The organism is Paracoccus aminophilus JCM 7686 (genome assembly GCF_000444995.1).
Taxonomy (GTDB): domain Bacteria; phylum Pseudomonadota; class Alphaproteobacteria; order Rhodobacterales; family Rhodobacteraceae; genus Paracoccus; species Paracoccus aminophilus.
The window spans coordinates 3,272,456-3,295,825 of the sequence record NC_022041.1; the positions used below are offsets into that span (position 1 = coordinate 3,272,456).

Consider the following 23,370-nt stretch of genomic DNA (forward strand, 5'->3'; position numbering starts at 1 on the left):
GGGGGCCTCTCCCATCGGGCGGTTCCCTCAGACCTCGAAACGCATCGGCCGCACCTGAAGGAATTTGCCGGTTTTCTCCAAAGCCGCAAGGGCCTCCGGCTTGATCGGCTCATCGAGGTAAAGAATCGCGATCGCATCTTCGCCAAGCTTGGTCCGGCCAAGCGTGAAATTCGCGATATTGACGCCCATCTCACCCAGCGTCATGCCCAGAGCGCCGATCACGCCGGGAATGTCGCGGTTGCGGGTGTAAAGCATATTGGCGCCGATCTCGGCATCGACATTGATCCCGCGGATCTGGATGAAGCGCGGCTTGCCATCCGAAAAGACCGTGCCCGCCACCGAGCGCTCGCGGGTCTCCGTCACGACCGTGACCTTGATATAGCCGTCGAAAATCCCCTGCTTGTCCTGATGCGTGGTCGCAATCTGAACGCCGCGCTCCTTGGCCACAACCGGGGCCGAGACCATGTTCACATCGGGATTAACCACCTTCATCATCCCCGCGATCACCGAGGCATTCAGCGCATTGAGGTTCATCTCGCCCGCAACGCCGTCATAAAGGATGTTCACCGCGCGGATCGGCTCATCGGTCATCTGGCCGACGAAACTGCCAAGGAAACCGGCAAGCTTGATCCAGGGCCCCATGATCGCGGCCTCTTCCGCCGTGACCGACGGCATGTTGAGCGCGTTCTGCACCGCCCCGGTCAGCAGGTAATCCGACATCTGCTCGGCCACCTGCAAGGCGACGTTTTCCTGCGCCTCATTGGTCGAGGCCCCGAGATGCGGCGTCACCACGACATTCGGCAGGCCGAAGAGCGGGCTCTCGGTCGCGGGCTCGGTCGCGAAAACATCGAGCGCGGCCCCGGCGACATGACCCGATTTCAACAGTTCGGCCAAAGCCTCCTCGTCGATCAGCCCGCCACGCGCCGCATTGATGATGCGAACGCCCTTCTTGGTCTTGGCCAGATTCTCGCGCGAGAGCACATTGCGCGTCTTGTCGGTCAACGGCACATGCAGCGTGATGAAATCGGCCTTGGCCAAAAGCTCGTCCAGCTCGACCTTCTTCACGCCGAGTTCAAGCGCGCGCTCTTCCGACAGGAAGGGGTCATAGGCCAGAACCTTCATGCGCAGACCCAAAGCGCGGTCGATGACGATCGAGCCGATATTGCCCGCGCCAATGATGCCAAGCGTCTTGTTGAAGACCTCGACCCCCATGAAGCGGTTCTTCTCCCACTTGCCCTGATGGGTCGAGAGGCTCGCTTCGGGCAATTGCCGCGCCACCGCAAACATCAGCGCAATCGCATGTTCGGCCGTGGTGACAGAGTTCCCGAAGGGCGTGTTCATGACGATCACGCCTTTTTTCGACGCGGCCGGAATATCGACATTGTCGACCCCGATCCCGGCGCGGCCGATCACCTTGAGATTGGTCGCATGGGCCAGCAGCTTCTCGGTCACCTTGGTGGCCGAGCGGATCGCCAGACCGTCATATTGACCGATGATCTCGGCCAGTTTGTCTTTGTCCTTGCCCAGATCGGGCAGGTAATCGACCTCGACCCCGCGATCGCGGAAGATCTGGACGGCGGTTTCCGAAAGTTTGTCCGAAACGAGAACCTTGGGCATCTCTCTATCCTTTGGATAAGTCTGTTCGGGCGGGGAAATCGCTCCCCCGCGCACCATTCTTCATCAGGTAAATACCCCGGGGGTCCGGGGGCTGGCCCCCGGCTCCGGGTAAGTGATCTCAGGCCTGAGCCGCGATCTCGGCCTCAAAGGCCCATTCGATCCAGGGCATCAGCGCCGCGACATCCGAGGTCTCGACCGTCGCCCCGCACCAGATCCGCAGGCCCGCCGGCGCATCGCGATACGCGCCCGCATCCAGCGCGACGCCCTCTTTCTCGAGCCGCTTGGTCACCGCTTTGGCAAAAGCCGCGGAATCCTTGATCCGGCTGTCGGTGAAGCGCAGACAGACCGAGGTATTCGAGGCCGTCGCCGGATCGACCGCCAGATCGGCGATCCAGTCGCGGGTCGCGATGAAGTCGCGCACAGCGCGGGCATTGGCATCCGACCGCGCGATCAGCGCATCCTTGCCGCCCAAAGCCTGCGCCCATTTCAGCGCAACCAGATAATCTTCGACGCAAAGCATCGAGGGCGTGTTGATGGTCTCGCCCTTGAAAATGCCCTCGATCAACTTGCCGCCTTTGGTCATGCGGAAAATCTTCGGCATCGGCCAGGCGGGAGTATAGCTTTCCAGCCGTTCGACGGCGCGGGGCGACAGGATCAGGACGCCATGCGCCCCCTCTCCGCCCAGCACCTTTTGCCAGCTAAAGGTCACGACATCGAGCTTGTCGAAGGGCAGATCCATCGCGAAAGCGGCCGAAGTCGCGTCACAAATGGTCAGTCCCTGACGGCCGGCCGGGATCGCATCGCCATTCGGAACCCGCACGCCCGAAGTCGTGCCATTCCAGGTGAAAACCACGTCCTTGTCGAAATCGACATTCGCAAAATCAACGAGATAGCCGTAATCGGCCTTGCGGGTGGTGGCGTCGAGCTTCAGCTGTTTGACGACATCGGTGACCCAACCTTCACCGAAGCTTTCCCAAGCGAGCATCTCGACCGGGCGCGCGCCCAGAAGCGACCACAGCGCCATTTCGACGGCGCCGGTATCCGAGGCGGGGACGATGCCGATGCGGTAATCCGCAGGCACGTTCAGAATGTCACGGGTAAGATCAATCGCCTCGGTAAGCTTGGCTTTGCCGACGGCAGAACGATGCGAGCGGCCCAAAGGCGCGTCTGCGAGCATGTTCAGATCATAATGGGGGATTTTGGCGCAGGGGCCCGACGAAAAACGCGGATTCGCCGGCCGCGTAGCCGGAGTTTGTACAGTCATAGTCTACCCTTCCAGGTATATAGCCTCTCGTTGGGGAGAGGTGTCCCACTGACCGCACTAAACCTGCCCCAAGAGTCGCGCAAGAGAGAAAATCCGTCGCTTTTGACTTTTCCTTTTTGCGCCAGATCTGCTGCCACAGCCGCCATTTCTCTGGCACAGCCGGTCCCTTTGGATTAGGCAACCGCTGATTCTTGCCCCCACGGGAGATGTCATGCTCACGGTCAGCATCCTTGCCGCCCCCCAAACTGCCAATCTGCGCCAATCGCATATCGACGCCTTGCGCGCGCGCTGGAACGGCGGTCATGCGCTTTGGTTAGCGCCTGAAATCGCTGCGGAATTCATGGTCGAAACCCCGCCCGCCGATTTCTGGGAGATCTGGGCCGAGCTTCAGATTCAGGGTCTCGATCTCGCGATCCAACCGACCAAGGGCCGCCAGAAAGCAATCCTGATCGCCGATATGGATTCGACCATGATCGAGCAGGAATGCATCGATGAGCTTGCCGATTTCGCGGGCGTCGGTCCGCGCGTCGCCGCGATCACCGCGCGCGCCATGAATGGCGAGCTGAATTTCCACGAGGCGCTGATCGAGCGCGTCGGCCTGCTTGCGGGCCTAAGCGAATCAGTCATCGCCGAGGTCCTGCGCGACCGCATCACCCTGGCCCCCGGCGGGCGCGAGCTGGTTGCGACCATGCGCGGGCAAGGCGCCTATGCCGCGCTTGTCTCGGGCGGCTTTACTGATTTCACCGGACCGATCGCCGCAGCCCTCGGTTTTGACGAAAACCGCGCCAATACGCTGTTGTCCGACGAGGGCGTGCTGACCGGCCATGTCGGCCTGCCGGTCCTTGGTCGCGAAGCCAAGGTCGAGGCCCTGCACGAGATCGCGACCCGGCACGGCGTCACCCCGGCCGAGGCGATTGCGGTGGGCGACGGCGCCAATGATCTGGGCATGATCCAGCTTGCGGGCACGGGCGTGGCGCTCCACGCAAAACCCTCGGTCGCGGAACAAGCGCAGGTCCGGGTGAACTTTGGCGACCTGACCGCGTTGCTTTACCTGCAAGGCTACGGACGCGACGAATTCATGACCTGACTTTCGGGACGCTGATGCCTTAAAGCGGCATATTATGGAAATGGCGGACCTGCATGGCCGCCATTCTTGTTATTTTAACCATTCGGTGACAGAACCACGACATGAACCCACGCGTCAAAGCCCTCTCCGTCCATCTGCTCACCGCAACCGGCGCCGTCTGGGCGATGCTTGCCATGCTCGCCGCGGTGAAGGGGCAATATGCGACGATGTTCCTGTGGCTCTTGGTCGCGCTCATCGTGGACGGGATCGACGGGCCGCTCGCGCGGCACTTCAACGTCAAGCAATATTGGCCGACCTATGATGGCGTGATCATGGATATGATCGTCGACTATCTGACCTATGTCTTCATCCCGGCCTTCGCGCTGTTCAACTCTGGCCTGCTGCCGGGGTGGAGCGGCTGGATCGCGATCATCGTGATCACTTACGGCTCGGTGCTCTATTTCGCAGATACGCGGATGAAAACAAGGGATTACTCCTTTGCGGGCTTCCCTGCGGCCTGGAATATGCCGGTGCTGGTGCTCTTTGCGCTGAAACCGGTCTGGTGGGTCAGCCTGCTCGTCGTGATCGCCTTGACTGTCACCATGTTCACCAATGTGAAATTCATCCATCCGGTCCGCACCAAGCGCTGGCGCGCGATCTCGCTGCCGATGACCGTGCTCTGGGTGGTGTTTGCCGCCTGGGCCGCCGCGCAGCATTTCCACCCCGGCAGCTGGGCGCATTGGGGGCTGATGATCACCTCGGTCTGGCTGATGTGCGCGGGCTTCCTGCAACAGATGACCGAAGGACGGTCTTGATCGAGCCGCGTGAAGCCCCAATGATGCGGTAACAGACCGCAAGGGGGTTTCATGTTCGCCAGAGTCACGCTTTCCGCCGCCGTTCTGGCCCTGCTTTCGGGGGCCCTGCCTTCGGGGGCCGCGCTGGCGGCGCAAGACACGATCACGCTTGGCATGGTGCTCGAGCCGCCAAATCTCGACCCGACCTCGGGGGCCGCGGCAGCGGTCGATGAGGTGGTTTATGCCAATATCTTTGAAGGCCTGACCCGGATCGGCCCGGATGGCACGGTTCGTCCGGCGCTGGCCGCAAGCTGGGATGTCGAAGAGGCGGGCAAGGTCTATGTCTTCCACCTCCATCCCGGCGTGAGCTTCCATGACGGCAACGCCTTCGATGCGCAGGATGTGATCTTTTCGCTCGACCGCGCCCGCGCCGCCGATTCGACCAATGCCCAGAAAGAACTCTTTTCCGGCATCGACAAGATCGAGGCTGTGGATCCTCAGACCGTGAAGATCACGCTCAAGAGCCCGGATGGCGGCTTTCCCTTCAAGATGGCCTGGGGCGATGCCGTGATGGTCGATCCAGCCAGCGTGAAGGATATCGCCACCCGCCCCATCGGCACCGGCCCCTTCCGATTCGAGAGCTGGCGCCAAGGGGACAGTCTGAAAATCGCGGCTTTCGACGGCTATTGGGGCGAGAAGCCGCAGATCAAAAGCGCGACTTTCCGCTTCATTTCGGACCCGACCGCGGCCTTTGCCGCCGTCATGGCCGGTGATGTCGATGCCTTTCCGAATTACCCCGCGATCGAGACCCTGCCCCAGCTCGAGGCCGATCCGCGTTTCAAGGTCAGCGTCGGCACGACCGAGGGTGAAACCATTCTGGCGATGAACAATGCCAAGGCGCCGCTCGATAATCTCAAGGTGCGCGCGGCGATTGCCCATGCGATGAACCGCAAAGAGCTGATCGATGGGGCGATGTTTGGCTATGGCACGCCGATTGGCAGCCATTTCGCGCCCCATAACCCCGATTACGTCGATCTCACCGCGAAATCGGCCTTTGATCCCGAGCTGTCCCGCAAGCTGCTGGCCGAGGCGGGCGTCACGGATCTCAAGCTGCGTCTGGCGCTGCCGCCGCCGCCCTATGCCCGGCGCGGCGGCGAGATCGTCGCGCAAGAGCTCAAGGCCGTGGGCATCGCGACCGAGATCACCAATATGGAATGGGCGCAATGGCTGGAAACCGTCTTCAAGGGCGGTGATTTCGACCTGACCATCATCAGCCATGTCGAGCCGATGGATATCGGGATCTATGCCCGCGACGATTACTATTTCCACTACGCCAAACCCGCCTTCAAGGCGCTGATGGCGAAGCTACAGGAAACCGTCGATCCGGCGCAACGCTCGGCGCTGCTGGTCGAGGCACAAGAGATGATCGCGGATGATTACGTCAACGCCTTCCTCTTCCAGCTGCCGAAAATCGGCGTCGCGGATGCTCGGATCACCGGGCTTTGGGAAAACGCGCCGATGCCTGCCAATGATCTGAGCGAGGTTCGCTGGACCGACTAGGGTCACTGCCGGACGGTCATGGCCGGACGCTGGGGCTTTGCGCCCCCGCACCCCCGCAAGGTATTTTCGTCAAAGCGAAGGGCTTAATTCTTGAGCACGATGCAGCGCCCGCCGAGGCCGCGCAGGCGGGTGCAAAAGGCCACGGCTTCGGCCTGATTGCTGTAGCCGAGCTGGGCCGTATAGAGCTTGCGTGCGGATCCGGTCAGGCGGCGGCGGACATAGCTCACGCGCTTGCCGCCGAGGATCGGGCGGAGCTGCCGGTTGAGACGGTCGACCTGCGCGCTCGCCCCCGATTTGCTGGGATGCGAGGCAAGGATGACGCCAAAGGGCCAGGCGTGCTCGGGAGTCGAGAATTCGCGGAGTTTGCGGTTGCCGGCAAGTGTGGTGCAGGCTTTGATGAAGGGCTTTTCCTTATCGAGCCGGATATCGAGCTTGTCCTTGGTCGGCGGATTGTCTCGCCATTCGGCTGCGTCGAGCCCGGTGATCGCCTGAACATAATCCTGCGTTTCCCAAGGCAGGCCGGAGGCGCCGCCTTTGAAGCGCGCAGCGCGGTTCTCGCCGCCATTATAGGCGATCGCGGCCATGCCGATGCTGCCAAAGTTGTCGGTCAGGCGTCGCAGATAGCCCGCCGAGGCGTCGATGGCTTTTGCCGGGTTGAACGGATCATCAAGGCCGACGAGATCGGCGGTGCCGGGCATGAATTGCGCGATGCCCTGAGCGCCGACCGGGCTGATCGCATTCGGCTCGAACAGGCTTTCCTTCCACAAAAGCCGGGCAAGGAAATGCGGATCGACGCCATGTTTGGCCGAGGCCTGTTCGATCGTGCGGCAGACATCGGGGATATAGGTCTGGATCTCGATGCAATAGAGCCCGTCGGTCGTGCACCGGCGCTCTTTGCTGTCCTTCTTCGGGCCGTCCTTGTGGGCGCCATCCTTTTTCGCGTCATCCCCATGCAGCACGCGCGGCGCAGGAATGCCAGAATGGGCATCCATGGTCTCATAGGCCGCCGCAGGCAGCGCCATCAAGGCGATCAGGGCTGAGAGAAGAAATCGGCGCATCGGGTCAAGCACAATCCTTTGCGCCGGAAATAGCAATCGCGGCTGGGTTTGGGAACCGATCTTGCCAAGGGGGGCGGGAGAATTCGGCGGGTTCTGGCCAAAAGGCAACGCGCCCTCCCGTGGGAAGGCGCGCGCCAGCAAGCAGGGTGATCGGGAGTGCGGCCAGCGTTACTGGGCCGCCGCCGCGATCTCTTGTGCCGAGACGAGATAGCCGTCCGGCGTCGGGGTCTGGTGGCCTTCAAGCTGAATGCTCTCGGCCTGGCTGCGGACCTTCACATGGGTGCCGATCTTGGTCTCGCCGAAGATATCCATGATGTCCTGGTTGAACAGGCGGATACAGCCAGCCGAGGTCGCCTTGCCGATCGAGCTCGGGTCCATGGTGCCATGGATGCGATACATCGTGTCGCGGTCGCCCTGGTAGAGATAGAGCGCGCGCGACCCAAGCGGGTTCGAGCTGCCGCCGGGCAGGCCGTTCTTCAGATGGCCGTAAAGCTCGGGCTCGGTGCGGACCATGTTCGCGGTCGGCGTCCAGGACGGCCAGACCGCCTTGCGCTTGATCGTGGCATTGCCCTTGAAGCCCGTGCCCGCGCGGCCGACGGCGATGCCGTAGCGCATGGCCTGACCGTTATCGAGCACGCGATACAGCAGGCGCGCATAGGGGTCGACAACGATGGTTCCGGGCGCATCGGGGCCGTTATAGGCGACGAGCTGGCGGGTGTTGCGCTCATTCAGATAGGCCGGGCGGACCGCAGGAATCTCAATCGACTCACCGTTCGGGCCGGTATCGGCGCGCGCACCATAGATCGCCGGCTCGGCGGGGGCCTGAACGCCGGTCGCCTGAGGCTGGGGAGCACAGGCAGCCAGACCCAGCACAAGGGCCAGCAGAAGCGGAGCAGTTCGCATTGTTCATATCCTTCGTAACACGATCGCCCCGTCACGAGACAATCGCAGCAGCAGTAACGCAGGTCAGGCAGAGGCAGCACCGGGGCAGACCGATCCCGCGATTCGTATCTGTTCTTTAAAGCCCGTTTACAGCGTCAAGCGTCAAGTGGCGCGGGCCGTCCCTTGAGCAAACGTGACAGGATTAAGTTGATTTAATTGGCCAGGGCGTCTTGAAAGCAACAGAAAGCCGGGAAGAACTCTTCCCGGCTTTTGGTCGTGCGGTGCAGGCAAAGCCGCAATCAGGCGCGAGCGGGCTGCGCCTTGGCCGCAGCGCGCGGGGTCGGCAGCTTGCCGGTATAGCGCGCATAGCCAAGGTCCTCATATTCGATATGAGGCGTCTTGCCGCTGATCAGATCGGCCAGAAGCTGACCCGAGCCGGTCGACATCGTCCAGCCAAGCGTGCCATGTCCCGAGTTGATGAAGAGGTTCGGCAGCTGGGTCGCGCCGACGACCGGGGTTCCATCGGGCGTCATCGGGCGCAGACCGGTCCAGAATTGCGCCTTGCTGGTGTCGCAAGCGCGGCCAAACAGATCGTTCACCGACAACTCCAGTGTGGCGCGGCGGCGCGCGCTCAGCGACATGTCATAGCCGGTGATCTCGGCCAGACCGCCAACACGGATGCGGTCGCCCAAACGGGTGATTGCGACTTTGAAGGTCTCATCCATGACCGTCGAAACCGGCGCGGCAGCGTCGTTTTCGATCGGAATGGTCAGCGAATAGCCCTTGAGCGGATAGATCGGCAGCTTGATGCCGAGATGGCGGACGAGGAAGGGCGAATAGCTGCCCAAAGCCACGACATAGCGATCCGCCGTCAGACGGCCCGCGCTGGTTTTCACGCCGGAAATCTTGCCGCCCTCGGCCTCAAGCGCCTCGATCGAAACGCCCCATTTGAAGGTCACGCCAGCCGCCGCAGCCATCTGTGCGAGGTTATTGGTGAATTTGAAGCAATCCCCGGTCTCATCGCCCGGCAGACGCAGACCGCCGACGATCAGGTCCTGCGATTGCGCCAGCCCCGGCTCGGCGGCAACGCAGCCCGCACGGTCCAGAACCTCGAAGGGCACGCCATCGGCCTGCAAAACCGCGATATCCTTGGCAACTGCCTCGACCTGCTTCTCGCTGCGGAACACCTGCAAGGTGCCCTGCATCCGCTCGTCATAATGAATCCCGGTCGCGGCGCGCAGCTCTTTCAGGCAGTCGCGGCTGTATTCGGCCAGACGCACCATGCGGCTCTTGTTGATCGCATAGGCCGAGGAGGTGCAGTTCTTCAGCATCTGCGCCATCCATTTGGCGCGCTGCAGATCGAATTTCGGCTGCAAAACCAGCGGCGCATGTCGCTGGAACATCCATTTGATCGCCTTCAGCGGAATCCCCGGCGCGGCCCAGGGCGAGGAATAGCCGGGCGAGACCTGCCCGGCATTGGCAAAGCTCGTCTCCAGCGCAGGCCCGGTCTCGCGATCGACGACGACAACCTCATGGCCGGCCTGAGCAAGATACCAGGCCGAAGTGATACCGATGACACCGGCGCCCAGAACGACAACCTTCATGTGAGGAAACCCCTGATTCCAAAACTTTAGGTGGAGAATAGGCAAGGGCGTGGAAATTAGTTCCTATTCTTCATCATAAAAATACCCAATCACACACGTTTTCGCACTCATATTGGTAAATATTCGAATTATGTTCGATGAATATGTGATTAAACGAAAGGATACCCCTTCATATCGACCTATTCCCGCCGAAACGACCAGCCGCGCCGGTCCACCGCTGATTGAAGCTGGCGGCGAGGATGCTAGTCTTAAGTCGCAGAAGCCACGGAAGCATGAAATTGTCCGAGCGAAAGAGTCCCCTCGCCCCGTTCCGCCACAGCGATTTTCGAATGCTCTGGTCAGCCACGCTGATCTCGAACTTCGGAGGATTGGTGCAGGCGGTCGGTGCGGCCTGGATGATGACCCAGCTCACCGATTCGCCCACGTTGATCGCGCTGGTGCAGGCCTCGAACACGCTGCCGATCATGCTGTTTGCGCTGGCCTCGGGCGCTTTGGCCGATAACTTCGACCGTCGCACACTGCTGATCACCGCGCAGGTCTTCATGGCGGTGGTCTCGCTGTTGCTCGCGATCGTGACCTGGCAGGGCTGGATGACGCCTTGGCTATTGCTGACCTTCACCTTCCTGATCGGCGCGGGTCAGGCGCTTTACAACCCGCCTTGGCAGGCGAGCATGGGCGATCTCGTCCCGCGCGAAGACCTTCCGGCGGCTGTCACCATGAACTCGGTCGGCTTCAACCTGATGCGCAGCGTCGGACCGGCGGCGGGCGGGATCATCACCGCCGCCTGGGGTGCGGCGGCGGCCTTTGCGGTCAATGCGCTCAGCTACATCCCGCTGCTCGGCGCGCTCTTCCTGTGGCATCCGAAACCCGTGCCGCGCCGCATCGCGCGCGAGCCCTTCGTCTCGGCTGTCGGCGCGGGGCTGCGCTATGTCGCGCTGTCGCCGAACCTCTTGCGGGTGCTGATCCGCTCGGCGCTTTTCGGCTTTGCCGCGGTCGCGGTGCTGGCGCTGCTGCCGCTGGTCGCCAAGGCCCATCCCGATGGCGGCTCGCTGCTCTTTGGCCTCTTGCTCGGCTGTTACGGGCTGGGCGCGATCATCGGTGCCGTCATCAACCCCTATATCCGCGAGCGGCTGCCGAATGAGGTCATCGTCCGGGTCTCTTTCGCGGCCTTTGCCGCGTCGGCACTGATTCTGGCCTTCACCGATGCCGTCTGGCTTCATGCGATTGCGATCCTGCCTGCGGGAGCGTCTTGGGTGCTGGCGCTGTCGCTCTTCAACGTCTCGGTGCAGCTCTCGACGCCGCGCTGGGTCGTGGCGCGGGCGCTGGCGCTTTACCAGACCGCGACCTTCGGCGGCATGGCGGCGGGAGCGTGGATCTGGGGCACGGTCGCGACGGCCTATGACACCGACACGGCGCTCGCCTGCGCGGCGGTGCCCCTGATCGTCGGCGCCATTCTGGGCCATTGGCTCTCTGTCCCGGAATTCGGCACGCTCAACCTCGATCCAAGCGACAATTTCCGCGAGCCCGAGCTGCGGCTTGATCTGCGCGGGCGTTCGGGGCCGATCATGATCATGATCGACTATAAGATCGACCAGAAAGACGTGCCGCTGTTTCTGGAACTGATGGCCCAGCGCCGCAACATCCGCCGCCGCGACGGCGCCCGCAATTGGGCGCTTTTGCGCGATCTCGAGACGCCGAATCTCTGGTCGGAGAGCTATCACATCGCGACGTGGGACGATTACGTCCGCCACAACATGCGCCGCACCAAATCGGATTCGACCATCGGCACCGAGCTTGCCAAGCTGCATCAGGGCCCGGGCGCGCCCGCGATCCATCGCATGATCGAGCGCCACAGCGTTTCGCAAGACGATGACCTGCCGCTGATCGGCAAGCTTGAAGTTCCGTAAGCGGCCATGTTGCAGCCCTGCCCGTCCGCCCAGCATTTCACGCGCCCCCGCCCGCGCGCCCTTTACCCGGGCGCGGCGGTTTTCTAGCCTTTCGCCATGACCGGATTTCTTCTTCGCCGCATGCTTTCGCTTGGCCTCAGCCTGGCTGTGGCCTCGGCGCTGATCTTTGCCGTGGTCGAGCTCATCCCCGGCGATCCCGCGAGCTATATGCTCGGGACCGGCGCGCAGCCCGATACTCTGGCTGCCCTGCGCGAGCAGATGGGGCTGAACCAGCCCTTTCCGCTGCGCTATCTGCAGTGGATCGGCGGCATTCTCAGCGGCGATTTCGGGCAAAGCCTGACCTACAAGACCCCGGTCGCCGCGATGATTTTGGACCGTATGGCGGTCTCGCTGCCTTTGGCGATGCTCTCGCTTGTGCTGGCCGTAGCGCTGGCGGGGCCGATTGGCCTTTTTGCCGCGCGCTGGCGCGGGCGCGCGCCTGACACCGCCGTGATGGCCACGACCCAGATCGGCATCGCGCTGCCGAATTTCTGGTTCGCCATGCTTCTGGTCCTGATCTTCGCCGTCCGGCTGCGGCTGCTGCCTGCGGGCGGCTTTCCCGGCTGGGCGCATCCCGTGGCCGCGCTTAAGGCGCTGATCCTGCCCGCCGTGGCGCTGGCGCTGCCGCAAGCCGCGATCCTTGCGCGGGTGCTGCGCTCGGCGCTGATCGAGGTCATGGATCAGGACTATATCCGCACCGCCCGCGCCAAGGGGCTGAGCACCAGCCAGACCCTGATCCGCCATGGCCTGCGCAATGCGATGATCCCGGTGCTGACGGTCATGGGGATGCAGTTTTCCTTCCTGCTGGCCGGGGCGATCATCATCGAGAATGTGTTTTATCTGCCCGGACTGGGCCGGCTGATCTTTCAGGCAATCACCCAGCGCGACCTAATCGTGGTGCAATCGGCGGTGCTTGTGATGGTCGCGGTGGTGATCCTCGTCACCTTCCTTGTCGATCTGGCCTATGCCGCCGTCGACCCGAGGCTGCGCCGCGCATGAGAGCCACCCTGATCCTCGGAGCCTGCCTTGCCGGGCTCGCCGTGCTGGGGGCGCTGGTCTCCTTCGTCTGGACGCCTTTCGATCCCACCGCCCTCTCGATCCCCGACAAGCTGCAACCGCCCTCGGCCACCCATTGGCTCGGGACCGATCACTTCGGACGCGACATCTTGTCGATGATCATGGCGGGCGCGCGCGTCTCGATCGCGGTGGCGCTGGTCGCGGTGGGCATCGGCATGGGCTTTGGCGTGCCGCTGGGGCTCTTGGCCGCCGCCCGGCGCGGCAGCTGGCTTGATGAGATCATCATGCGCGGCAATGACCTGATCTTCGCCTTCCCGAGCCTTGTCATCGCAATCCTGATCACCGCCGTCTTCGGCCCCTCGGCGGTCAATGCAATCATCGCCATCGGCATCTTCAACATCCCGGTCTTCGCTCGCGTCACCCGCGCCGGTGCCCTGCCCTTATGGACGCTCGATTACATCCGCGCCGCCGAGGTCGCGGGCAAGGGCGCGACCCGGATCAGCCTCGAGCATATTCTGCCCAATATCGCCAATCTGCTGATCGTTCAGGGCACGATCCAGTTCAGCCTTGGCATTCTCGCCGAGGCGGGCCTGTCCTATGTCGGCCTTGGCGCGCAGCCGCCGACGCCAAGCTGGGGAAGGATGCTCGCCGATAGCCAGACCATGATCACGCTCGCCCCCCATGTCGCGATCATCCCCGGGGTCACGATCCTGCTGACCGTTCTGGGACTGAACCTGCTGGGCGACGGGCTGCGCGATGCTTTGGACCCAAGGCTGAGGGCGCGGCGATGATCGAGGCGCGCGATCTTTGCGTTACCATCGGCAAGACGCCGATCCTCAAGGGCGTTTCGCTGCGTCTCGCTCCCGGAGAGATCACCGGGCTGGTCGGCGAAAGCGGCTCTGGCAAGTCGATGGCGGCGCTTGGCCTGATCGGGCTTTTGCCGCGCGGCGCGCGCGCCTCGGGCCGGGTCGAGCTGGACGGGCGGGATCTGCGAACCCTGCCCGAGCGCGAGATGTGCAAGATCCGGGGCAAGCGCATCGCCATGATCTTCCAAGAGCCGATGACCGCGCTCAACCCGCTGATGAGCATCGGTGATCAGGTCGCCGAGGCGCTGCGCCTGCATGAGAACCTGCCCCGCGCCGAGGCCTTGGCGCGTGCCCGCGACCGGCTCGACCGCGTCGGGCTAAGCGCGCCGCGCTTTCCGCTGACGCTCTATCCGCATGAACTTTCGGGCGGCCAGCGCCAGCGCGTGGCGATTGCCTTGGCGATTGCGGCAAAGCCCGATCTGCTGATCGCCGACGAGCCGACAACCGCGCTCGATGTGACGACGCAGGCGCAGATCCTTGATCTGCTGCAAGGCCTCGTGCGCGACGAGGGCATGGCGCTGCTCCTCATCACCCATGACCTCGCCGTGGTCGCGGGGATTGCCGACCGCGTCGCGGTGATGGAGGCGGGCGAGATTGTCGAAGCCGCCCCGACCGAGCAGCTCTTTCGCGAACAAAAGGCCCCCTATACGCAGGCGCTTTTCGCGGCCTCGCGCCACCTGCCCCGGCAGGTCCACATCAAGCCAAGCGACGAGGCGCCGCTGTTGCAGGTCACGGATGCGGTGCGCGAATATGCGCTGCCGCATGGCGTTCTCGCCTCTGGCACGGTGCTGCGTGCGGTCGATGGCGCCAGCCTCTCGATTGATCCGGGCGAGTCGGTCGGGCTGATCGGCGAATCCGGCTGCGGGAAATCAACGCTCACCCGCGCGATCCTTGGCCTCGATCCGCTGCAAGGCGGGCGGATCACGCTCGACGGGCAAGAGATCCGCGCCGGGCGGGCGATGGACCGCGCCCTGCGCGCCAAGGTTCAGGTCGTCTTTCAGGACCCGTTCGGCAGCTTCGATCCGCGCTGGACGGTGGCCGAGCTCGTGGCCGAGCCCTTCTACCTCACCGCCCGCCCCAAGGACTGGCGCGCGCGCGTCGCCGAGGCGCTGGCCGATGTCGGTCTTGGGTCCGAGGCGATGGGGCGCTACATCCACGAATTCTCGGGCGGCCAACGCCAGCGCATCGCCATCGCCCGCGCGCTGATCATCCGCCCGAAGCTCATCGTGCTCGACGAGGCGGTGAGCGCGCTTGATGTGCGGGTGCGCGCGCAGGTGCTCGATCTCTTGGCGCGGCTGCGGGCGGATTACGGGCTCGCTTATCTCTTTATCAGCCACGATCTCTCGGTCGTGCGCCAGATCACCGAGCGGGTCGCGATCATGGACAAGGGCCGGATCGTCGAGACCGGCCCGACCGCGCAGTTCATGGACGCGCCCCGGCACCCAACCACCCTGCGACTGGTCGCCGCAGTGCCCAAAATCCCCAGCAATTGGCGGGTTTTTGCGCCGGCGGACTAGCGCTCATGGCCTTGTTCGCACCCCGATGCAGCCCCACGTCAAAGCTGCATTAGGACAGGAGAACCCCATGCACTGCCCGATCGACGGCGAAACTCTGGTGATGAGCGAGCGCAACGGAGTCGAGATCGACTATTGCCCGAAATGTCGGGGCGTCTGGCTGGACCGCGGCGAGCTCGACAAGATCCTCGAACGCGCCGCAGCCGACACCGCCCCGGCCCCCCGTGCCGATGCCCCGCGCGCCGATGCCCCCCGTGCCGATGCCCCCCGTGCCGAGCTGCAGCGTCAGGACGCCAGTCAGGACCGCCGCCGCTTCGAGGAGCGCCGTGATGACCGAAGGGATGACCCCCGCGATGATCGCCGCGACGAGCGTGACGACTACCGCCGCTATGATGACGAACCGCGCCACGGCAAGAAAAAGCGCGAGTCCTTCCTTTCGGATCTCTTTGATTTCTGATCGCTAGGCCCTGCTTGGGCGCGGCAGATTGTGCCCGCCCAGAATGGAACACAGGCCCGGAATGTAACAGGCCCCGCGCTGCCGCAGGGCCTGTCTCCTCCCCCGTATGGACGGCTTTGCCTCCCCGCGCAGCCGTCCGGGTATTCTTATTGTGCCGAGGCGGCGATCAGCTCTGCCTGGCTCACAATCACTTGTGCCTGACGAATCGACGCGATGTCAACAAGTCGACCTTTGTATACCGTCGCGCCCAACCCCTTGGCTTGGGCCTCTTCCATCGCCGTCAGAATCCCGCGCGCATCGGCAACGGCATCGTCATTGGGCGAAAAGACCTCATTGGCCAAAGCGATCTGCTTGGGATGGATCGCCCATTTCCCGACCATGCCCAAAGTCGCCGAGCGGCGCGCCTGCGCGCGGAAGCCCTCTTCATCGGTGAAATCGCCGAAGGGGCCATCGACCGGCAGAATGCCATGGGTGCGGCAGGCTGCGACAATCGCCGCTTGCGCCCAATGCCACGGGTCCGACCAGTATTTCGCGCCCTGATGGGCCATGTAGTAATTGTCCTGCGTGCCGCCGATCCCGGTCGTGGCCATGCCCATCGAGGCGGCGAAATCGGCCGCGCCGAGGCTCATCGCCTGCAGGCGCGGGCTCGAGGCGGCAATCTCTTCGACATGGGAAATCCCGGCGGCCGATTCGATGATGACTTCCAGACTGATGCGCTTCTTGCGCCCCTTGGCGGCCTCGATCGCAGAGACCAGCGCATCGACTGCATAGACATCCGCCGCACAGCCGACCTTGGGGATCATGATCTGATCCAGCCGCTCGGGGGCCTGCTCGAGCAGATCGACGACATCGCGATACCAATAGGGCGTGTCGAGCCCATTGATGCGCACCGACAGCGTCTTGTTGCTCCAATCGAGATCGCCAATCGCTTGAATGATGTTCTTGCGCGCCTGCGCCTTGTCATCGGGCGCGACGGAATCTTCGAGATCAAGGTTGATGACATCCGCCGCCGACGAGGCCATCTTGCCAAACAGCGCTTCGCGCGAGCCGGGGCCGAAAAGCTGGCAACGGTTCAGGCGGGCAGGCGCAGGCGGCTGGAGACGAAAGGACATATCGATTCCGTGAGCAACGATGTTTCGCACGACTTGCTGGCCTTGTTATATTCTTGCCCGCCGCCCTTCAAGCTGAATTTGCAGATGCAGAAAGATGACCCATGACCCTGACAGCCCGGATGCGCCGCTATGCGTTTGACGGCCATTTCACCATTGCGCGCGGCTCGCGCACCCATGTCGAGGTGGTCGAGGTCGCCGTCACCCGCAACGGTGTGACCGGCTTTGGCGAATGCGTGCCTTATGCCCGTTATGGCGAATCGGTCGAAAGCGTGCTCGCCGCGATCACCGCTTTGCCCGAGGATGTCAGCCTCGAGGCGCTGCAAACCCTTTTGCCCGAGGGCGCGGCGCGCAATGGCGTTGATTGCGCGCTCTGGGATCTTGCCGCCAAGACCGCGGGCCAGCCGGTGCATGAACTGCTCGGCCTGCCCGCGCCAGAGCCCCTGACCACCGCCTTCACGCTCTCGCTCGACACGCCCGAGGCGATGCGCGCCAAGGCCGCCGCCAATGCCGCGCGTCCGGTCCTGAAGATCAAGCTCGGCACGCCCGACGACCTGCCGCGCTTGCGTGCGGTGCGCGAGGGCGCGCCGAAATCCGATCTGATCCTCGACGCGAATGAGGGCTGGACGCCCGACAGCTACCGCGTGCTGATCCCCCAGATCGCCGAACTGGGCGTCAAGCTGATCGAGCAGCCGCTGCCCGCCGGTCAGGACGCCGCTTTGCGCGATCTGCCGCGTCCGGTGCCGATTTGCGCCGATGAAAGCTGCCACGGGCGCGCGACTTTGGCCGATCTTGCCGGGAAATACGATGTCATCAACATCAAGCTCGACAAGACCGGCGGGCTGACCGAGGCGCTTGCGTTGAAGGCCGAGGCCGAGCGTCAGGGCTTTGGCATCATGGTCGGCTGCATGGCCGCCTCGAGCCTCGCGATGGCGCCCGCGGTGCTGGTGGCGCAGGGCGCGGCTTTCGTGGACCTCGACGGCCCGCTGCTTCTGGCGGAGGACCACGAAAACGGGTTGCGTTACGAGCAATCGAGGCTCATTCCTGCATCGCCTGCGCTCTGGGGATAGGAGAGAAAGACAGCATGACCCGCACAGTTTACCTCAACGGCGAATATTTGCCCGAAACCGAAGCGAAGGTTTCGATCTTCGACCGCGCCTTCCTGATGGCCGATGGCGTCTACGAGGTCGTGAGCGTGCTTGGCGGCAAGCTTCTGGACTTTGACGGCCATCTCGTGCGCCTCAAGCGCTCGCTCGATGCGCTGGCGATGCAGAATCCGCTGAGCGACGCCGATTATCTGGAGGCCCATCGCGCGCTGGTCGAGAAAAACGCGATCACCGACGGGCTGATCTATCTGCAGGTCTCGCGCGGGAACCCGGGCGACCGCGATTTCGCCTTCCCGTCCGACGACACCCAACCGACCGTCGTCATGTTCACGCAGTCGAAGCCCGGCCTTGCCGACTCGCCTGCGGCCAAGGCCGGCATTCGCGTGATCTCGGTTCCCGATCAGCGCTGGCATCGCCGCGATATCAAGACGGTGCAACTGCTCTACCCGAGCCTCGCCAAGATGGAGGCCAAGAAGGCCGGGGTCGATGACGCCTGGCTGGTCGAAGAGGGCAAGGTGACCGAGGGCACCTCGAACAACGCCTATATCATCAAGGGCGGCAAGATCATCACCCGCGAGCTGAGCCATGACATTCTGCACGGGATCACCCGCGCCGCCGTCCTGCGCTTCGCCCGTGAAGCCCAGATGGCGGTGGAAGAGCGCAGCTTCACCATCGAGGAAGCCCAAGGCGCGGATGAGGCCTTCGTGACCTCGGCCTCGGCCTTCGTCACCCCGGTAATCGAGATCGACGGCAAGGCCATTGGCACCGGCAAACCCGGCGCGCTCGCCCTGCGCCTGCGCGAGATCTATCTTGAGGAATCGCTGAAAAACGCGCGCTGAGCCGTCAGGCTCGCCGAAGCCAGAGACCAGAAACCCGCCGCTTCAGATCCGAAGCGGCGGGTTTTTTCGATCTTATGGATGGGCCCAAGCCCTGCCCGGCGCCATTCCGGCTCAGGTGGTTTGCCAGGGCGCTTTCGGCGCGTCGCTTTGGTTGATGAAGGACACATCGCGCACATTGGCGACCTTCACATCGCGCAGCAGCGCAAGGTCATTGCCATCGACCAGCAGCCGGACATTGTCGCCGTCCTGCACATATTCGAAATGCTTGTCGCCAGTGTAATCGGCGGGCAAAGCGATCTGGATATTATCCGCGTCGCCATAGGTGATATCGACCGGACCGCTTGAATCGCTGCGGATGATATAGAGATCCGAGCCCTTGCCGCCGTCGAGAATGTCGTGACCACCGGCATAGATCGTATCATCGCCGTCGCCGCCATAAAGCGTATCCGGGTGATCCTTGTCGGAATCGTCGGGCGACCAGATCAGGTCATTGCCCGGACCGGCATCGACATAGACCGTGCCGCCATTGTCATAGATCGAGTCATTGCCGCTGGCATGGTCGTCATCTCTGGAATCGTCGTTCGGATCGGCATCGCCATAGATGTGATGCTCGCCGCCGTTGGTGATGATCACGTCATCGCCGCTGCCGCCTGCGACGGTGTCATGGCCCTCATCGACGCCGGGGTTATAGGCGCCGTAGTGGTCGTCACCCTCGCCCAGATAGACCAGATCATTGCCCGGGGTCGCATCGACCGTATCATTGCCGCGCCCGGTCCAGATGATGTCATCGCCGCCGCCGCCATTGACCGAATCGTCGCCGTCAAAGGTCAGGATCGCATCGCCGCCCGGCGTGCCCTCGATCGTGTCGTCACCTTCGGTGCCCTCGATCACATTGCGATCGCCATAGGGATCAGGCGGGGTCTCTGGCCCATGAGAATCCGAACTGCTGGACATGAGAGAGCCAAGACCGGCAAGGCCGAGCACTCCAAGAAGTAAAAACAAAGTCTGGTTCATCTATGTCCCTCCGACGCCTTGGCGCAGGATAAACCTGCAAAAGGCTCGGGAGCAACCGCGCTTTCAGTGCCCCAGAACCTGACTGAGAAAAAGTTTAGTCCGTTCGGATTGCGGATTGGTAAAGAACTCATGCGGCGTGTTCTCTTCGACGATCTGGCCTTGATCCATGAAGATCACCCGATGCGCGACGGCTTGGGCAAAGCCCATCTCATGGGTGACGCAAAGCATGGTCATGCCCTCTTCGGCGAGCTGGATCATCGTATCGAGCACCTCCTTGATCATCTCGGGATCAAGCGCCGAGGTCGGCTCGTCAAAGAGCATGATGCGCGGCTGCATACAAAGCGAGCGCGCAATCGCCACACGCTGCTGCTGGCCGCCCGAAAGCTGGCCCGGATATTTCAGCGCCTGTTCAGGAATGCGCACTTTTTCAAGGAAATGCATCGCGGTTTCCTCGGCCTGCCGCTTGGGCACCTTGCGCACCCAGATCGGCGCGAGCGTGCAGTTCTCCAACACGGTCAGATGCGGGAAGAGGTTGAAATGCTGAAACACCATCCCGACCTCCGAGCGCACCTTGTCGATGTTTTTCAGGTCATGCGTCAACTCGACCCCATCGACGATGATGCGACCGCGCTGATGCTCCTCAAGCCGGTTGATGCAGCGGATCAGCGTCGATTTCCCAGACCCCGACGGCCCCGCGATCACGATCCGCTCGCCGCGCGCGACATTGAGATTGATGTCGCGCAGAACGTGGAAGGTGCCATACCACTTGTTCACATCCTGCATCTCGACCGCGTAAGCGGCAGCTTGCTGCTCATGGATCTGGCTCATCTGGCCCCCTAACGTTGGTCGCGCTTCAGCTTGCGTTCGAGGTAAAGCGAATACCGCGACATGCCGAAGCAGAGGATGAAGAAGATCGCGCCAGCAAAGAGATAGGGCTCCCAATAGGTGCCCTTCCACTCAAAGCTCGCGCGCACCGAATCGGACATGGCCTTCAGCGGGTCGTAAAGCCCGACGAAGGTGACGAGCGTCGTGTCCTTGAACATGCCGATGAAGGTCGAGACGATCGAGGGGATCGAGACCTTCAGCGCCTGCGGCAAGATAATCAGCCGCTGCGCCTTCCAGTAATCCAACCCCAAGGCATCCGCCGCCTCGTATTGGCCCTTGGGCAGCGCGGCAAGCCCGCCGCGGATCACTTCGGCCATATAGGCCGAGGCGAAGATCGTCACCATGACGATCACCCGCAAGATGATGTCAAACTGGACCTTGGGCGGCAGGAAATAATTGAGCAAGAGCGAGGCCACGAAGAGCATCCCGATCAGCGGCACGCCCCGGATGAACTCGATGAACATCACCGCCAGCATCCGCACGACCGGCAGATGCGATTGCCGCGCCAGTGCAAGGATAATCCCCGCTGGCAGCGACATGGCGATGCCCGCGACCCCGATGGTGATCGACAAGACGAAGCCGCCGAACTGGGTCGAGGGCACGCGCGGCAGGCTCAGCGGCAAAGCGGTGCCAAGCGCGCTCCCCAGCGGATGATAGGCAAAGCCCCAGAAAAGCAGCGCCGCGACCACGCCAATCGCGAGCCCGATCATCCCGAGCCGCGCAAGCACGCGCGAGACGGCATAGCCCAGCACAAAGCCCGCCAGCGCGAGAACCGGAAACCAGACCGAGCCGCCCCAGAGCAGCCAGACCCCAAGGAAGGGATAGACCAGCGTCGCGATCAGCGACCAGCGCGGGCGATATTCGATCAGCGCCACCCAGAGCACCATGCCCAGAGCCGCGACCAGCAGATGCGTTCCGCTCGCACCAAGGATCTGGCAGGCCATGAAGGTCAGGACCGAGGCCAGCGCGAGCACGCTCCGCCGCCCGCGGAGGCTGTCCGAAAAGAGCACCGGCGCAATGGCGAAGAACAAAAGCCCAAAGGCCAAGGTCGGACGCCAATATTCGGCGCGCGGGTAAAAGCCGAAGAGGAACTGGTTCCAGCGATGCTTGATCACCGCGAAACAGGCGCCGGTGGCGCCCTCGCCATAGCGCTCGGTGATGATCTGGCGGCATTCGCGCAAGGAATCGGCGTGCCAGACCGCGTGGCTCAGCCAGGGCCCGAATTTCGCAATCAGCAGCCAGATCGCCGCGAGACCGCAAAGCGTCAGCGCAATGTTGAGCGGGCCGCGAAACAGGTTTTCCCGCATCCAATGCAGGATTCCGCTGTCGCCGCGTGGCGGGGCAGCGGGCGCGATCATCTCGTTGCGGACGAAGGGAAGCGGCGGGGTTTGGGGCGCGGTTCGGGACTCGGTCATCTCACCGCTCCTTCAACGCGACGCGGCGGTTATAGAGGTTCATCGCCCCCGAGATGATCAGCGAGACCACCAGATAGATCAGCATCATCAGGATCATGCATTCCATCTCGCGCCCGGTCTGGTTCAGCGTCGTGCCGCCAAGCGTGCCGCGCAGATCCATGTAACCCACTGCAATCGCCAGCGAGCTGTTCTTGGTCAGGTTCAGATATTGCGAGATCAGCGGCGGGATGATGACCCGCAGGGCTTGCGGCAACACGACCAGAGTCATCGTCCGCCCCGGCCGCAGACCAAGCGAATAGGCGGCCTCCGTCTGCCCCGCGCTGACCGCCATCACGCCTGCGCGCACCGCCTCGGCGATGAAAGCGGCGGTGTAAAGCGACAGCGCGACCAGCAGGACCACGAAGGAATTGTCGAGATTGATGCCGCCGACGAAGTTGAAGCCCTTGAGCTCGGGCCGGTTCAGATGCAGCCCGTAATGCCAGGCAAGCCACACGAAAGGCACCACAAACAGCAGAATCTGCACCCACCAGGTCACCGGCCGCTTGCCCGTGCGGTTCTGCTCCCGGCTGGCCCATCTCGCAAGCTGCCGCCTGATGCCAAGCGCCGCCAGAAACACCAGCGCGAAGACGATCACCGCGATATTGATGCCCTCGCGGCCCAAGGGAAGGACGCCCGGATCATTGCTCAAGGACAAGGACGGGATCGCGGTATAGCGGTTCGTCGGCGCGATCGTCTCGAAAAGGATCATGCTCGCGGCGGGATTTTCGCCGCGATAGGCATTCGGCGGCGGCAGCACATCGGTGAAGATCGCCAGAAAGACGAGGATCCACATCAGCAGCGGCACGTTCAGGAAGATCTCGACATAGATCGTCATCAGCCGCGACACGAGCCAGTTCGACGAGAGCCGCAGCACCCCCACCGCCACGCCGATGATGGTCGCGAAGATGCAGCCGAAGAACGACACGAGCAGCGTGTTCAAGAGCCCGACCACGGTCGCGCGCAGATGCGTGTCATCCGAGGTGAAGGGGATCAGCTGTTGCGGGATATCATAGCCCGCGCGCCGCCACAGAAAGTCGAAGCTGAAGGTCTTTCCGGCGATTTCGAAGGCGATGACGGCGTTACGCACCAGACCCGCGATCGCCAGCATGACCAGAATGAAGACCACGACCTGAATGGTGATGGCGCGGTAGCGCTGATCGTAGATCAGCATGGACAAGCGGAAGGGTGGTTGCTCCGCCCCCGGATAATCGACCATTGTTTTCCCCTGCTTCCGGACCAGCGGGCGTTACGCTCTTGTGGGCTGGTCAGGCCTTGTCGTTGAAACGGGCGCGCCCATGGCGGTCAGGCGCACCCCGGT

General features: G+C 63.1%; 20 protein-coding genes. 10 read left to right on the top strand and 10 right to left on the bottom strand.

Features of this window, described 5'->3' with window-relative positions; all coding sequences use genetic code 11:
* Window positions 1-27: 27 nt before the first annotated feature.
* Together serA and JCM7686_RS15970 are read right to left on the bottom strand one after the other, a co-directional pair.
* Entirely contained in the window at window positions 28-1,617 is a 1,590-nt protein-coding gene (gene serA / locus JCM7686_RS15965) for a phosphoglycerate dehydrogenase (protein ID WP_041527420.1), read from the bottom strand.
* Between the two features lie 118 nt (window positions 1,618-1,735).
* Complete coding sequence (locus tag JCM7686_RS15970; RefSeq protein ID WP_020951829.1) at window positions 1,736-2,881, bottom strand: phosphoserine transaminase; 1,146 nt, start codon at window positions 2,879-2,881, stop codon at window positions 1,736-1,738.
* Window positions 2,882-3,092: 211 nt separating this feature from the next.
* Between JCM7686_RS15970 and serB the strand changes: the two genes are divergently transcribed.
* The 3 genes from serB (at window position 3,093) to JCM7686_RS15985 (ending at window position 6,301) form a co-directional block, all read left to right on the top strand.
* Window positions 3,093-3,968, top strand: a complete 876-nt coding sequence (serB, locus tag JCM7686_RS15975) for a phosphoserine phosphatase SerB (protein WP_020951830.1) — start codon at window positions 3,093-3,095, stop codon at window positions 3,966-3,968.
* Between the two features lie 101 nt (window positions 3,969-4,069).
* Entirely contained in the window at window positions 4,070-4,762 is a 693-nt protein-coding gene (locus JCM7686_RS15980; RefSeq protein ID WP_020951831.1) for a CDP-alcohol phosphatidyltransferase family protein, read from the top strand.
* Window positions 4,763-4,813: 51 nt separating this feature from the next.
* Window positions 4,814-6,301: an ABC transporter substrate-binding protein gene (locus tag JCM7686_RS15985; RefSeq protein WP_020951832.1), complete on the top strand. Its 1,488-nt coding sequence runs from the start codon at window positions 4,814-4,816 to the stop codon at window positions 6,299-6,301.
* A gap of 83 nt (window positions 6,302-6,384) precedes the next feature.
* On the opposite strand, the gene JCM7686_RS15990 is transcribed toward JCM7686_RS15985, so the two are convergent.
* From JCM7686_RS15990 to JCM7686_RS16000, 3 genes are all read right to left on the bottom strand, one after another.
* The gene (locus JCM7686_RS15990) at window positions 6,385-7,359 is read right to left on the bottom strand and encodes a lytic transglycosylase domain-containing protein (RefSeq protein ID WP_020951833.1); all 975 of its coding nucleotides are present in this window, start codon (window positions 7,357-7,359) and stop codon (window positions 6,385-6,387) included.
* 168 nt (window positions 7,360-7,527) lie between these two features.
* Complete coding sequence (locus JCM7686_RS15995; protein ID WP_020951834.1) at window positions 7,528-8,262, bottom strand: L,D-transpeptidase; 735 nt, start codon at window positions 8,260-8,262, stop codon at window positions 7,528-7,530.
* 278 nt (window positions 8,263-8,540) lie between these two features.
* Complete coding sequence (locus JCM7686_RS16000) at window positions 8,541-9,845, bottom strand: D-amino acid dehydrogenase (protein ID WP_020951835.1); 1,305 nt, start codon at window positions 9,843-9,845, stop codon at window positions 8,541-8,543.
* Window positions 9,846-10,117: 272 nt separating this feature from the next.
* On the opposite strand from JCM7686_RS16000, the gene JCM7686_RS16005 reads away from it, so the two are divergent.
* The 5 genes from JCM7686_RS16005 to JCM7686_RS16025 all read left to right on the top strand — a co-directional run bounded on the left by JCM7686_RS16005 (window position 10,118) and on the right by JCM7686_RS16025 (window position 15,645).
* The gene (locus JCM7686_RS16005) at window positions 10,118-11,752 is read left to right on the top strand and encodes an MFS transporter (protein WP_041527421.1); all 1,635 of its coding nucleotides are present in this window, start codon (window positions 10,118-10,120) and stop codon (window positions 11,750-11,752) included.
* Between the two features lie 96 nt (window positions 11,753-11,848).
* Complete coding sequence (locus tag JCM7686_RS16010; protein ID WP_020951837.1) at window positions 11,849-12,790, top strand: ABC transporter permease; 942 nt, start codon at window positions 11,849-11,851, stop codon at window positions 12,788-12,790.
* Window positions 12,787-13,599, top strand: coding sequence for an ABC transporter permease (locus JCM7686_RS16015; RefSeq protein WP_020951838.1), 813 nt, complete (start codon window positions 12,787-12,789; stop codon window positions 13,597-13,599). Before JCM7686_RS16010 ends, JCM7686_RS16015 begins: the two co-directional genes overlap by 4 nt.
* Entirely contained in the window at window positions 13,596-15,191 is a 1,596-nt protein-coding gene (locus JCM7686_RS16020; protein ID WP_020951839.1) for an ABC transporter ATP-binding protein, read from the top strand. Before JCM7686_RS16015 ends, JCM7686_RS16020 begins: the two co-directional genes overlap by 4 nt.
* A gap of 67 nt (window positions 15,192-15,258) precedes the next feature.
* Window positions 15,259-15,645: a TFIIB-type zinc ribbon-containing protein gene (locus JCM7686_RS16025; RefSeq protein WP_020951840.1), complete on the top strand. Its 387-nt coding sequence runs from the start codon at window positions 15,259-15,261 to the stop codon at window positions 15,643-15,645.
* Between the two features lie 146 nt (window positions 15,646-15,791).
* Here JCM7686_RS16025 and JCM7686_RS16030 read toward each other — a convergent pair whose 3' ends face one another.
* Window positions 15,792-16,757: an L-malyl-CoA/beta-methylmalyl-CoA lyase gene (locus JCM7686_RS16030; protein WP_020951841.1), complete on the bottom strand. Its 966-nt coding sequence runs from the start codon at window positions 16,755-16,757 to the stop codon at window positions 15,792-15,794.
* A gap of 101 nt (window positions 16,758-16,858) precedes the next feature.
* Here JCM7686_RS16030 and dgcA point away from each other — a divergent pair, with 101 nt between their 5' ends.
* Window positions 16,859-17,824, top strand: coding sequence for an N-acetyl-D-Glu racemase DgcA (gene dgcA / locus JCM7686_RS16035; RefSeq protein ID WP_020951842.1), 966 nt, complete (start codon window positions 16,859-16,861; stop codon window positions 17,822-17,824).
* Between the two features lie 14 nt (window positions 17,825-17,838).
* Window positions 17,839-18,699 (top strand): D-amino-acid transaminase, encoded by an 861-nt coding sequence (locus JCM7686_RS16040; protein ID WP_020951843.1) that lies wholly within the window; start codon window positions 17,839-17,841, stop codon window positions 18,697-18,699.
* A gap of 111 nt (window positions 18,700-18,810) precedes the next feature.
* Here JCM7686_RS16040 and JCM7686_RS16045 read toward each other — a convergent pair whose 3' ends face one another.
* The 4 genes from JCM7686_RS16045 to JCM7686_RS16060 form a co-directional block, all read right to left on the bottom strand.
* Window positions 18,811-19,653 carry a calcium-binding protein gene (locus tag JCM7686_RS16045; protein ID WP_236635849.1) on the bottom strand — a complete coding sequence of 281 codons (843 nt, stop codon included), beginning with the start codon at window positions 19,651-19,653 and terminating at the stop codon, window positions 18,811-18,813.
* A gap of 123 nt (window positions 19,654-19,776) precedes the next feature.
* Complete coding sequence (locus JCM7686_RS16050; protein ID WP_020951845.1) at window positions 19,777-20,541, bottom strand: amino acid ABC transporter ATP-binding protein; 765 nt, start codon at window positions 20,539-20,541, stop codon at window positions 19,777-19,779.
* 8 nt (window positions 20,542-20,549) lie between these two features.
* A complete protein-coding gene (locus tag JCM7686_RS16055; RefSeq protein ID WP_020951846.1) occupies window positions 20,550-22,013 on the bottom strand; it encodes an amino acid ABC transporter permease in 1,464 nt (487 codons plus the stop codon).
* A gap of 1 nt (window position 22,014) precedes the next feature.
* On the bottom strand, window positions 22,015-23,268 hold the full coding sequence (locus JCM7686_RS16060; protein ID WP_020951847.1) for an amino acid ABC transporter permease: 1,254 nt from the start codon (window positions 23,266-23,268) through the stop codon (window positions 22,015-22,017).
* Window positions 23,269-23,370: the final 102 nt, after the last annotated feature.